Origin of the sequence: Candidatus Accumulibacter contiguus (assembly GCF_036625285.1) — a bacterium.
GTDB lineage: Bacteria > Pseudomonadota > Gammaproteobacteria > Burkholderiales > Rhodocyclaceae > Accumulibacter > Accumulibacter contiguus.
In genome coordinates this window covers 3,099,641-3,110,573 of the sequence record NZ_JAZKUC010000001.1, presented here as the reverse complement: position 1 = coordinate 3,110,573, position 10,933 = coordinate 3,099,641, and the positions used below count along the sequence as shown (strand labels likewise).

The window sequence follows — 10,933 nt, the reverse complement described above, 5'->3', positions numbered from 1 at the left end:
GAACGAAGCCCAACAAACAGCACGTCTTTGGCTGCGCCCTTGGGCGGTTGGGCTTCGCAGGCTCAGCCCAACCTACAAGTCAGCGACGATTGCGACAGCCCATGGAAAGAAGCCGTCGAGCACTACTTTCCTGAATTCATGGCCTTCTATTTCCCGGCCGCGTATCCCGCATCGACTGGTTTGCGGGCCACGAATTCCTTGATCAGGAACTCCGCGCCGTGGTGCAGGACGCTGAACTCGGTAAGCGCCTGGTCGACAAACTGGTCCGCGTCACCCGTCTGTCGGGAACAGAAGACTGGATCTACCTCCACATCAAAGTGCAGGGCAGCCCGCAGGCGGAATTCGCCGAACGGATGTTCGTTTACAACTACCGCCTGTTTGACCGCTACCACCGCCCAGTCGCCAGCATGGCCTTGCTCGCCGACCAATCCGAAGGCTGGCACCCGAGTTCGTTTGGCTTCGAGGTGCTCGGTTGCGAACATATGCTGAAGTTTCCAACCACCAAGCTATTGAACTTGACGGGCCGCGAAGCTGAACTGCAAGCGGAACCGAATCCCTTCGCGCTGGTGACTCTGGCCCATGACGCGCCAGGACATGGCAGCTCGCTTTGCCGCCAAGTGGAAGCGGATCCAGTTGCTCTACCAGCGACGCTGGGAAAAACAGCGCATCATTGACCTGTTTGTCGTCCTTGACTGGATGATGCGGCTGCCCGAACATCTTGCGCAGGAGCTGTGGCAGAATATCGACCTGCTTGAGGAGCAAGAACAAATGCGCTACGTGTCGTCGGTTGAACGAATCGGTATCGAGAAAGGCCGCGAGCAGGGCCGCGAGCAAGGCCTGCAGCAAGGTGAGGCCTTGGCACTTCAGCGCCTGCTGCGCAAACGGTTCGGCGCCATCCCGTCGGAGATCAGCGCCCGGATTGCGGCCGCGTCGCTGTCAGAAATCGAAGGCTGGTTCGACCAAGCCATCGAAGCGGGTCGGATCGACGACGTCTTCGGGCCGACCGCACACTGAAGCCGGCGCCTTGTCCGGGTCGCTGCCTTCGTCGTTGCCGATGGGGTAAGTTCCTGCTTCGATGGCGACCAGCGGCGGCAGGCCGGGAAAAATAGTCACCTTCAGGTCGGCTTGCCGTCGCCTGGCGCTGTTACCAACTCAGCAACCACGGGGTTACCAGCGGCAGCAGCAGCGCCGTCATCAGACCATTGAGACCCATCGCCAGCGCGGCAAAGGCCCCCGTCTGCTCATTTTCCTGAAAAGCGCGCGCGGTACCGATGCCGTGTGCAGCGATTCCCATGGCGAAACCGCGCACGGCGTCATCTTCGATATGCAGGGCGCGATAGACGTAGCGCGCGCCGATGGCGCCGACGATTCCCGTGATGATCACCAGTACCGCGGTAAGCGACGGCAGGCCGCCGATGCGCTCGGCGACGCCCATGGCAATCGGTGTGGTCACCGACTTCGGAGCCAGCGAGAGCAGTGTCACCCGGCTGGCGCCAAACAGGCTGCCGATGGCGACGGCAGACAGGGCGGCGCTCAGGGAGCCGACCAGCAGCGCGACCAGCAAGGGTAGCGCCAGACGCTTCAGGCGCCCAAACTGGGCGTAGAGCGGAATGGCCAGCGCCACGGTGGCCGGCCCGAGCAGAAAGTGTACGAACTGCGCGCCGTCGAAGTAGGTGCGGTAGGACGTGTCGGTCAGCGACAGCAAGGCGACCAGCGTCGCGACCGCGAGCAGGACCGGGTTGGCCAGTGGATGCCCGCGGCAACGCTTGTGCACCCAGGTGGCGCCCTGGTAGGCGAGCAAGGTCAGCGTCAGGCCAAGCAGCGGCGACGCCGCAAGATATACCCAGACTTCACTGATGCGTGGCGTCATGGTGTCTCCTGCGGGAGGTCGCGGCGGCGACTCAGGAAGCGCAACACCAGGGCTGTCACGGCGATGGTGATCAGCGTGCTGGCGACCAGGGAGATGAGCAGCGGCAGCCATTCGTCGGACATCCGCTGGAAGTGCAGCATGACGCCGGTACCGGCGGGAATGAACAGCAGGGAGAGATGCTGCAACATGTCCTGCGCGGTCTTGCGCAGGTCGGTCGCGGGACCGCCTCGCACGGCGAGCGCGGCGAAAAGCAGGGCCATGCCGATCACCGGCCCCGGGATGGGCAAGGCCAGGCCGCGGGCGATGACCTCGCCGAGAAGCTGGAAAACGAGGAGCAGGGTGATGGCGCCGATCATGTTTGGTCCGGTCGGGGTGGCCGAAATGGAGGGCTATGGGGCTGTCGAGTATAGAGGAATTGGCGAGGGGGGTGGCGACGTAGCAAGCGCTCGGGCCGTTGCTTGACGGCTGTAGGGTGGTGTTCCTCAAGTGGATATGCTAAGCACTAACATATTGATTAAAAAATACTATATGGGGTTCAAATCGACGTCTGGAGCACTCCCCTCTGCTGCGCTTTCCCCGCCATTTCTTCCGTCCAAAAGACGCAAGTAGTCGAGCAGGGCAGATCCATAAAAACATTTATATCATAATGGTTTTAATTCTGGAATTGCTGCTGCTCGCGGCGGCCGGCACGTCTGGCGTACGCGAGCCGCTATAATGGACGGTGATCGCTGTTGCAGCGCCGTTGCGCCGGACGAGGAGAAGAACGTGTTTGCGGTCTATGGCTTGAGTGGTCCAATTTTCCAGGGTACGTTCGAAGGCCTCAAGGATGTCGCCGGAATTCATCGGGGCTCCGCTGTCCGACCCATTGCCGAGGGCGAGCCGGCACCCGTCTTCAACGCTCCCGCGGCGCAGGCCGTGAGCGCTTACCGGGAAATGCTGCGCAGCGACCCTGAGCGGGGTCCGCTGTACCATGCCTATCAGATCATGCAACGGCAGATCGTCTCGGTGACCAGCAGCGATCCCGTCGAGCGGGCCTGGCGGATACTGCTCGAACGCCGCATCCACCAGGCGCCGGTGCTCGACCCGACTCATCGGCTGGTGGGCATCGTCAGTGAGCGCGACCTGCTGACCGTGGTCAACGTCGAAGACGGGCGCGTGCGCGATGTGCTGGCGAGGAAGGTGAGCGACGTGATGACGACGCCCGTGGTCAGCGCCGACCCGATCACCGACATCCGGCGGATCGCCTGGGTGATGCTCGAACACCAGGTCGATGGCGTGCCGATCGTCAATGAAACGCAGGCGCTGGTCGGTTTCGTGTCGCGCAGCGACATCCTGCGTGCGATCATCACCGATCCGCCGCTGAGCCTGTGGCGCTAGGAGGCTGCCTGCCTGCGGCGTTACCATTCGCGATCGTCCTTTGCCTGAGGAAAGCAGATGAGCCATGCGTCCGTCCGCATCTACCACAACAACCGCTGTTCGAAGAGTCGCGCAGCGTGCCAGCTGATTGCCGAAAAGGGTGTCGATGCCGAGATCGTCGACTACCTGAAGACGCCGCCGAGCCACGAAGAACTGCGCGAACTCCTGCGAAAACTCGGCATGCGGCCATCGGAACTTGTGCGTCGCGGTGAAGCGGTGTTCAAGGAGCATTACGCCGGACGCTCCCTGAGCGACGACGAATGGCTGCAGGCGCTGCTAACGCACCCGATCCTGATCGAGCGTCCGATCGTCGTGCGCGGTGACCGGGCGGTGCTCGGTCGACCGCCGGAGAAGGTGCTCGAGCTGCTGTAGCAAGCGCTCGGGATTCTTCCGCAAAGGCCATTCGCGGCGAAGTTCGACATGGTCGGCGAGCCGAATCTGATCGGTCCTGCGCGTTCAGCAAAGCGACGATCAGGTCTCGCTGATCAGACTCCAGTGATTGTCCAGGGCCATCGGCTGCGGCCATGGCAGGGCAACGGGTTTGAGCCGCGGGTGACTGCGCGCCAGTCCCAGGGCCGTTGCGACGAGGACGCCGCCGGACGGGCAAACATAGGGCCTTTCCGTGCTGCGTGGTCTGACCCCCGGTTTCCTGGTCTGACCCCCGGTTTCCCCTGCAACGCCAGCTGGACGCCGCCCTGCCGCCCGCCTGAAAATCCTTCAGTCCGGCAGGCTGTTGAGCATGAACATCGCCTGCAGCACCTCGCCGGGTTCGCCCAGCGGCTCGAACCAGCGCTGCAGGATCTGCCCGATATCGCCGCTGCGATAGAGGCGTGACAAGGAACGATCGACAAGCAGCCGGAATTCAGCATCACGGCGCATCATCAGGCCGTAGGGCTCGTAGGTGAACTGGGTCTCCGAGACCTCGTAGGAACGCTCTTCGCCCTTCACGACGGCGATCGTCACCAGCACGGTGCGATCCGCCGCATAGGCCGTGGCGGTTCTGTCCTGCAGCGCCTTCAGGGCGGCATCGTGGTCGGCGACCTTGAGCAGGCGGATACCGATTTTCTCCATCGCTACCAGTGCGTCGAAGACCTTTTCGGTCGTCGTGCCCGCAACGACGGCGACGCGCTGGCCGTTGATCTCTACCAGGGACTTCGGTTTCTCGCCCTTCAGGAAGAGCAGGCTGGCGCCATCGACGTAGGTCATCACGCTGAAGTCGAAGTCGGCACGGCGCGACAGGGTCTGTGTGGTGTTGCCGCACTCCAGATCGATCTTGCCGCTTTTCAGCGACTCGAAACGGCTCTGCGCCGTGACCGGCACCCAGCGCACCTGGAGATTCGGCATGTTCAGCTGTTTGGCCACGTCTTTGGTAACGATCTCGCACAAATCGATGCTGTAGCCGCGCGGCTTGCTGTCGCCGGCAATGAACGAGAACGGCATGGAGTTCTCGCGGTAGCCGAGCTTGAGGACGCCGCTTTGCTTGATTTTCGCCAGGGTGGGTTCGGCGGCAGCCGCGGGCAAGGCAATGGCCAGGCTCGCGGCAAGGATGGCAACGATCAGCTTGCGCATGGTGGTTTTCTCCTTGGGGTGGGAACGGAAGTAAGTGTAGCGCGAGTCGGTCCGCTTGCGTTAAGGCGAGCCGAATCTGATCGGTCCTGCGCGTTCAGCAAAGCGACGATCAGGTCTCGCTGATCAGACTCCAGTGATTGTCCAGCGCCATCGGCTGCGGCCATGGCAGGGCAACGGGTTTGAGCTGCGGGTGACTGCGCACCAGTCCCAGGCCCGTTGCGACGAGGACGCCGCCGGACGATCCGGCGCCCCGCCATGAAGTCAGGGCGTAAGCCTCCTTCATCCTGACCAGCGGCGTCATGCGTTCGCCAGCAGCAGGGTGCCAGAGGTGGGCGAGGCCGATCTGGTTGCTCGACAATACGAAGCCGCCGTCCCAGGCGGCAGCAATGTCGCCGGCGTAGCCGATGCCGTCGTTGGCCCGGGTCGGCACGAACAGGCGGTCGCCGTCGAGGACGGCGAGGATGGGGGCCTGTGCGCGCTCCTCGCTGCGCTCATGCTCGGCCTGGATGGCGATGCCGAGATAGGCCTCATCGTCGACCGGCGAGTGGCTCCACGCGATATGCCGCAGGCTGAGGCGCGGGTCGTCCAATCGCCACTGGCGCAATAGCTTGCCGCTGGTGGTGTCCAGGCGGACGAGCGAGGACTCCATGCGCTGCAGATCATGCTTCTTGTCGGCCAGCGTTCTCGGCACGCCGCCGTTGGCGACGATCAACTGGCCAGCGGCGTCGAGCGCGAGCTGGTGCGGATCGATGCCGTGCGTATCCCATTCGTCGAGCTTCTGCAGCGTTCGCCGGTCGCGCACGCCGATGCGGCCACGTCCCTTGCCGTACTCCGTTTCGGTGGTCAGCAGCACCTCGCCGTTGGCGGCGACGACGGCGTGGCCGCAGAAACGCAGCGCCGACGATTCCTCCAGCGATACCTGCTGCTGCACCTTGCCCTGCGCGTCGCACCGCATCAGCCAGGCGCCGGGGCGCGCCGCCACGACCAGCATGCCGCCATCGGCCTCCGGCAGGAGGCCGTGTGGTCGCGATGGCAGTGGCACGGCGTGGCGGATGTCGAGCTTGCGGGTTTCCCAGTCGGCGACCAGGGCGCCGGCGAAGTAGGGATCGCCCTGGTTCGGACCGCGCCAGGCGGCGGCCACGACGGCCTGCCGGGGAGTCGTGGCCAAGACAATACCCGGAAGAGCACTGCCGGCGACGCCGGCAGCAACAGCGGCAATGAACTGCCGGCGATTCGTCGTCATGCCTTCCTTCCTCAGAACTTCAGCTCGCCAGTGAGGATTGCGGCACGTCGCGTACCCGGTACCGTGAAGCCGCCGTTGTCGTAGATCGAGTCGTAGTAGAGCCTGTCGAATACATTCTTGATGTTCAGGCGCACGGCCCAGTGCTTCTCTTCATAGGCGACCATGGCATCCCAGCGCTGATAGGCTTCTGCCGTGTTCGGGGTGAACTGTCCGTTGACGAAAGCGCCGCTGACCGCCTGTTGCGGCTGATAAGCGAAGCGCCTGCCCTTGGCCTCGATGCCGCCGCCGATCTTCCAGTGGCCGGTCAGCATGTAGGTTGACCACAGGTTGAAGGTATAGACCGGTGCATTGCGCGCGCGCTCGCCGACGAGACGTGGGTCGCCCTGGGTGACGGTGCCGGTCGCGGCGTTCACGTTGATCGCGGTTTCGAGAATCGTGGCGTTCATCAACGCAAGGCCGGAGAAGACTTCCCAGCGCTCGCTCAGGCGGCCGGCGAGCTCGATTTCGAAGCCATCGGTACGGCGCTTCCTGGTCAGGATGGCGGCCGTGGATTCAAGATCGGTATTCCGTTCCCAGGCCTTGTTGGCACGGTAGAGGGCCGTGCGCAGCGCGAGGTCGCCGCCGAGCAGCAGCCACTTGGCGCCGAGTTCGGTGACCTGACTGCGCTCGGCCGGCATCGGCGTGACCGTCAACTGATAGAGGTCGGCCGTCGGACTGAAGGAGTCGCTCCAGGCGAGGTAGTAATTCGCTTCCTCCTGCGGCTGCCAGGACAGCGCGGCCCGCGTGCTCCATTCGCCGTACTTCAGGCTTGGCGAGGTGGTGCTGGAATATTTTGCATCCATCTCGTCACGGCGCAGGCCGATGGTGGCCTTCCAGTGCGGGATGAATTCGATGCTGTCCTGCAGGTAAAGTGCGTAGGAGTCGCTGGTGAATTTCGTCGGTGTGCCGGCCAGCGCTTCCTGGTAGGGATGGAACAGCGGCGGGTTGGCATTGGTCGTGCCACCGAAGTTCTGCAGGCCGTGGCGGAAGCTGTCCTCCTTCAGGTATTCCATGCCGGCCAGGAATTCGTGGCCCATGCCACCGGTCTTGAAGCGCGTCGAGTAGTCGGACTGCAGCGTCACCGTCTCGTAATGGGACGAGCGTGTGACGTTGCCGCCGTTGACGCCGTTGGCGCTCGGCGGCAGGGTCAGGTTCGGCGTCTTCGCCCAGTAGCTGCGCTGATAGTCGGCAACACGGACCTGCGTGCGCAGCATCGATTCGGGGTCGAAGAGATATTCGTTGACCAGCGTCGTGATCGTCGTGTCGCTGTCGTCGAGGGTCTTGTCGGTGCCCCAGTACGCCCGCGCCGGGAAGCGTTCGTTCGGGCGGCGCGTGACGCCGTCGAAGGAGATGCCGTAGTCGGGGTTGTCGCGGGTCTTCAGGTAATAATGGTTGAGCCAGAAGCGGTTGTGCGAATTCTGGTTGAGCGCGAGGCTGATCGCAGCACCCTGGCGGTGCACTTCCGGCTCGTCGCCGTTGGCGAGATTTTCGCGCCAGCTTCCCTCGTCACGATTCATCAGGTTCACGCGCAGGCCGACATCGGCGCTGAAGCGCTTGTTCAGGTCGGCGGTCAGCTCGCGGTAGCCGTAGGTGCCGATGCTGCCGGTCAGCCTGTATTTGTCTATCTGCAGGGGAGTCTTGCTCACCTGGTTGATGACGCCGCCGGCCTGGCCGCGGCCGAAGAGCATCGAACCGGCGCCGCGCAGTACGTCGATCTGTTCGTCGTTGAAGGTTTCGCGGTTGTACTGGGCCGTGTCGCGGATGCCATCGAGATATATGTCGCCGAAGGTATAGAAGCCGCGCAGATTCATGTTGTCGCCCGAGCGGCCGCCCTCGGCGGCGTTGAAAGTGATCCCGGAGACGTTGCGCATCGCCTCGCGCAGCGAGCCGACCTGCTGTTCTTCCATCAGTGCACTGGTCACCGTGGTGATGGCCTGCGGAATCCTGTGCGGATCCTGTTCCACCTTGCCGACGCGCGTGCGCGTGGCAAGGTAGCCATCGGGCTGGCGCTCGGCGGTGTCGGTGACGACGACCGGTGCCATCGTCTGTTCACCGGCGGTTTGCGCGCCGGCAGCGAAGGAGAGGGCCATCAGTGCGGCCAGTGGCAGCCGGCGGGGCAGGGAAGGGGTCGGTGCGCAGGAGCGCGGGCGGGCGGTCTGGCGAGAGGCGTCAGCAGGCATACAAATCTCCGTGGGGTGAGGTTTTGTGGCTGGCTGAACGGCATCGCGTCTGGCTGGCTAGTCAATTGGTGTCGCCTTGTTTCTTTTTGAAAGTCATGAACATTCGGATGAGCTGCTCCGTCAGCGCGCTCCGGACGGATCGGTAATGAACCCGATGCGCAACAGGCCGACTCTTGCGGCTTCCGACATGACCTGCGCAACTTTCTCGTACGGCGTCGTGCGCTCGGCGCGGATGTGCATTTCCGGCTGCGGCTGCATGGCGCTAACGGCCTGCAGTCGTTCGGCAAGCCCGGCGGCATCGATCGGCTCGCCGTTCCAGAACACCTGGCTGGTGGCGTCGATGGCGAGCTGCACGTTATCCGGCCTGGTCTGGTTGACCGAGGACGAAGCCTTCGGCAGGTCGACCTTGACGGCATGCGTGAGCAGGGGGGCAGTGACGATGAAGATGATCAGCAGGACGAGCATCACGTCGATCAGTGGCACCATGTTGATTCCGGTCAGCAGCGCGTCGTCGTCGCCGGATTCCATGCTGGCGAAGGCCATGTTCCGTCCTCCTCAGCGAACGGCCAGGCCGGGGTGGGCCGACTGACGTTCTGCACCGGCAGCGACGCCCTGTGCGCGCGCCATGGCGATCACCTTCTCGCTCGTCGTGCGGGCATCGGTGAGCATTGGCGAGGTCTTGACACCTGTGGCGAGGAAGGCAAACACGTCGTAGGCGAAGGAGTTGAGCTGCGACAGCGTACTGCGGTTCTCGCGGGCGAAATGGTTGTAGGCGACGGCGGCCGGTATGGCGACGGCAAGGCCGATGCCGGTCATGATCAGTGCTTCGCCGACCGGGCCGGCGACCTTGTCGAGCGTGCCCTGTCCGGACATGCCGATGGCGATCAGCGCATGGTAGATGCCCCAGACCGTGCCGAAGAGGCCGACGAAGGGCGCGGACGATGCGACCGTGGCAAGGAAGGTCTGGCCGAATTCGAGGCTCGCCTTGTCTTCGTCGATGGCACGCTTCAACGCACGGGTGAGCAGGTCTTCCGGGTTGCCGGCGTTGACCAGGTTGGCGGTGCTGCACTCGCCACCGTTCTTGCAGCGGTTGTGCTGCTCGATGGCGGTAAAACCGTGGTGTACCAGATGCGAGAAGGGTTCGGTCGTGCCCTTCTCGCGGATGCGGGCGGCAACGGCTTCGAGGTTGGGTGCTTTCCAGAATGCGGCGAGAAATTCAGCACTGCGGCGGCGCATGCGCAGCCCGCGGATGCCCTTGCTGGCGATCAGGTACCAGGTGCCGATCGACGCGATCAGCATCAGGCAGAGCACGATGCGGGCGACGATGTCGGTGTGGGCGAGGAAGTGGGCAAAGCCCAGCGGATTTTCCATGACGACCTTTCAGTTTTTCAGGTGGAATGTGATGGGGACCAGAACCCACGCGGCGAGGGCTTCCTCGCCCCGTTTGGCCGGAACGAACCGCCAGTGCCAGACGGCGTCCAGTGCCGCCTGGTCGAGACGTGGGGAGCCGCTCGATTTCCTGACTTCAATTTGCGACGGTCGACCGCTGGTCTCGACATGAACCCGCAGCACGACCTGTCCTTCTTCGCCCATGCGGCGAGAAAGGGGGGGGTAGGCGGGTGCGGGATTGGAGAGGTAATCGGCGGCGAAGCGGGGCTGGCTGATGGTGGCCGGTGCTGGCGGGGCGGGTAGGTCTGGCAGGGTGGGTGGAGGTGGGTCCCTGACGATCGTCGTTTCTGAAAAGGCGGCAGGCGAATTGGTCTGCGCGGCCAGCATCTGCTGCGGTACAGGGGCTGTCTGGCGTCGCGGCTTTGCTTCGACGGGTGTCGGCTTCGGCAGTTCCGGCGTCCTGTCGACGGGCAACTCCGGGCGGAGGATATCAACCATCAGTGTGCTGACGCTGGTCGGCATCGGCACGACATCCATCTTGGTGAGCAAGACAAGAATGCCCGCGTGCATCGCAGCGATCAATGTCACGGCGCACAGGGACAGCCTGGGCGCGTACGTGGCGTATGGATTGGCGGCGTGAGTGATGGTATTCATCTTCTTTGGCGGCACCTTCTGTTCCATTCGTCCAGTGCGCAGACATGTGGCTGGCGGGAACGAGCGAAAGATGCGGTGGTCGATCGCTACGCAGAGATGCAGGGTGCTTACTTGGTCAGGATCAGCTTGTTGTCCCTGGTGAGGCGTAGTGTGTAGCGCTGCTCGCCATGGGTGATCTCGACCGTCTTCTGGCCGCGGAATATCTGGCCGCTGTTCAGGCTCGACGGTAGATCCGGCTGTGCCGTCGCAGTTGCCTGCGTCGGCAAGTGCGACGAATGCGGGGTCGGGGTCATGTCGGGATCCGTAGTCATGGCGTGGGCTGTACTTTATGAGTAATAATGAGAACCATTCTCATTCTATAGAATTCGGTCGGAGCGTCAAGCGAATTTTCGTCCCGCCGGATTCCCGCTTCCCAGCACTGCATTCCCGTCGTGGCGGGGTAGCGAACCCAAAGCGATATAATTTCGGCTTTTCGTAAAGGCTTACCATGAAAGTCGCGTCAGCGACTCACGAATCTCTCCTCCCCACTTGCGGGGGAGGGGTTGGGGGAGAGGGAAACGGTCATGACTTTCT

13 protein-coding genes are annotated in these 10,933 nt (G+C 63.4%); 3 read left to right on the top strand and 10 right to left on the bottom strand.

What is annotated here, in order from left to right; genetic code table 11:
- Window positions 1–146 precede the first annotated feature (146 nt).
- Complete coding sequence (locus V5B59_RS14940; protein ID WP_308240021.1) at window positions 147–482, bottom strand: hypothetical protein; 336 nt, start codon at window positions 480–482, stop codon at window positions 147–149.
- 97 nt (window positions 483–579) lie between these two features.
- Here V5B59_RS14940 and V5B59_RS14935 point away from each other — a divergent pair, with 97 nt between their 5' ends.
- Window positions 580–1,014, top strand: coding sequence for a DUF4351 domain-containing protein (locus tag V5B59_RS14935; protein ID WP_308240022.1), 435 nt, complete (start codon window positions 580–582; stop codon window positions 1,012–1,014).
- Between the two features lie 130 nt (window positions 1,015–1,144).
- On the opposite strand, the gene V5B59_RS14930 is transcribed toward V5B59_RS14935, so the two are convergent.
- Together V5B59_RS14930 and V5B59_RS14925 are read right to left on the bottom strand one after the other, a co-directional pair.
- Window positions 1,145–1,870: an LrgB family protein gene (locus V5B59_RS14930; protein ID WP_169068929.1), complete on the bottom strand. Its 726-nt coding sequence runs from the start codon at window positions 1,868–1,870 to the stop codon at window positions 1,145–1,147.
- Complete coding sequence (locus tag V5B59_RS14925) at window positions 1,867–2,226, bottom strand: CidA/LrgA family protein (RefSeq protein WP_169068930.1); 360 nt, start codon at window positions 2,224–2,226, stop codon at window positions 1,867–1,869. The genes V5B59_RS14930 and V5B59_RS14925 overlap by 4 nt, the downstream gene beginning before the upstream one ends.
- Before the next feature lie 409 nt (window positions 2,227–2,635).
- Between V5B59_RS14925 and V5B59_RS14920 the strand changes: the two genes are divergently transcribed.
- Both V5B59_RS14920 and arsC read left to right on the top strand, forming a co-directional pair.
- Window positions 2,636–3,247, top strand: coding sequence for a CBS domain-containing protein (locus V5B59_RS14920; protein WP_034916303.1), 612 nt, complete (start codon window positions 2,636–2,638; stop codon window positions 3,245–3,247).
- 57 nt (window positions 3,248–3,304) lie between these two features.
- Complete coding sequence (arsC, locus tag V5B59_RS14915; RefSeq protein ID WP_169068931.1) at window positions 3,305–3,658, top strand: arsenate reductase (glutaredoxin); 354 nt, start codon at window positions 3,305–3,307, stop codon at window positions 3,656–3,658.
- Between the two features lie 345 nt (window positions 3,659–4,003).
- Here the strand turns inward: arsC and V5B59_RS14910 are convergent, their stop codons facing one another.
- The 7 genes from V5B59_RS14910 to hemP all read right to left on the bottom strand — a co-directional run bounded on the left by V5B59_RS14910 (window position 4,004) and on the right by hemP (window position 10,653).
- Window positions 4,004–4,855, bottom strand: a complete 852-nt coding sequence (locus V5B59_RS14910; protein ID WP_169068932.1) for an amino acid ABC transporter substrate-binding protein — start codon at window positions 4,853–4,855, stop codon at window positions 4,004–4,006.
- Window positions 4,856–4,964: 109 nt separating this feature from the next.
- The gene (locus V5B59_RS14905) at window positions 4,965–6,098 is read right to left on the bottom strand and encodes a DUF1513 domain-containing protein (RefSeq protein ID WP_169068933.1); all 1,134 of its coding nucleotides are present in this window, start codon (window positions 6,096–6,098) and stop codon (window positions 4,965–4,967) included.
- 11 nt (window positions 6,099–6,109) lie between these two features.
- Window positions 6,110–8,317, bottom strand: coding sequence for a TonB-dependent receptor (locus V5B59_RS14900; RefSeq protein WP_169068934.1), 2,208 nt, complete (start codon window positions 8,315–8,317; stop codon window positions 6,110–6,112).
- Between the two features lie 120 nt (window positions 8,318–8,437).
- On the bottom strand, window positions 8,438–8,860 hold the full coding sequence (locus V5B59_RS14895; RefSeq protein ID WP_034911585.1) for an ExbD/TolR family protein: 423 nt from the start codon (window positions 8,858–8,860) through the stop codon (window positions 8,438–8,440).
- Window positions 8,861–8,872: 12 nt separating this feature from the next.
- Window positions 8,873–9,688, bottom strand: coding sequence for a MotA/TolQ/ExbB proton channel family protein (locus V5B59_RS14890; RefSeq protein WP_169068935.1), 816 nt, complete (start codon window positions 9,686–9,688; stop codon window positions 8,873–8,875).
- A 9-nt stretch (window positions 9,689–9,697) separates the two neighbouring features.
- Entirely contained in the window at window positions 9,698–10,387 is a 690-nt protein-coding gene (locus tag V5B59_RS14885; RefSeq protein WP_332352007.1) for an energy transducer TonB, read from the bottom strand.
- Window positions 10,388–10,467: 80 nt separating this feature from the next.
- Complete coding sequence (hemP, locus tag V5B59_RS14880) at window positions 10,468–10,653, bottom strand: hemin uptake protein HemP (protein WP_169068938.1); 186 nt, start codon at window positions 10,651–10,653, stop codon at window positions 10,468–10,470.
- Between the last annotated feature and the right edge of the window lie 280 nt (window positions 10,654–10,933).

Excerpts from the sequence above, each read along its gene's own strand:
- V5B59_RS14940 (WP_308240021.1), bottom strand. The coding sequence starts at position 482 with ATGTTCGCAACCGAGCACCTCGAAGCCAAACGAACTCGGGTGCCAGCC.
- V5B59_RS14935 (WP_308240022.1), top strand. The coding sequence starts at position 580 with ATGACGCGCCAGGACATGGCAGCTCGCTTTGCCGCCAAGTGGAAGCGG.
- V5B59_RS14930 (WP_169068929.1), bottom strand. The coding sequence starts at position 1,870 with ATGACGCCACGCATCAGTGAAGTCTGGGTATATCTTGCGGCGTCGCCG.
- V5B59_RS14925 (WP_169068930.1), bottom strand. The coding sequence starts at position 2,226 with ATGATCGGCGCCATCACCCTGCTCCTCGTTTTCCAGCTTCTCGGCGAG.
- arsC (WP_169068931.1), top strand. The coding sequence starts at position 3,305 with ATGAGCCATGCGTCCGTCCGCATCTACCACAACAACCGCTGTTCGAAG.
- V5B59_RS14910 (WP_169068932.1), bottom strand. The coding sequence starts at position 4,855 with ATGCGCAAGCTGATCGTTGCCATCCTTGCCGCGAGCCTGGCCATTGCC.
- V5B59_RS14905 (WP_169068933.1), bottom strand. The coding sequence starts at position 6,098 with ATGACGACGAATCGCCGGCAGTTCATTGCCGCTGTTGCTGCCGGCGTC.
- V5B59_RS14900 (WP_169068934.1), bottom strand. The coding sequence starts at position 8,317 with ATGCCTGCTGACGCCTCTCGCCAGACCGCCCGCCCGCGCTCCTGCGCA.
- V5B59_RS14895 (WP_034911585.1), bottom strand. The coding sequence starts at position 8,860 with ATGGCCTTCGCCAGCATGGAATCCGGCGACGACGACGCGCTGCTGACC.
- V5B59_RS14890 (WP_169068935.1), bottom strand. The coding sequence starts at position 9,688 with ATGGAAAATCCGCTGGGCTTTGCCCACTTCCTCGCCCACACCGACATC.
- V5B59_RS14885 (WP_332352007.1), bottom strand. The coding sequence starts at position 10,387 with ATGGAACAGAAGGTGCCGCCAAAGAAGATGAATACCATCACTCACGCC.
- hemP (WP_169068938.1), bottom strand. The coding sequence starts at position 10,653 with ATGACCCCGACCCCGCATTCGTCGCACTTGCCGACGCAGGCAACTGCG.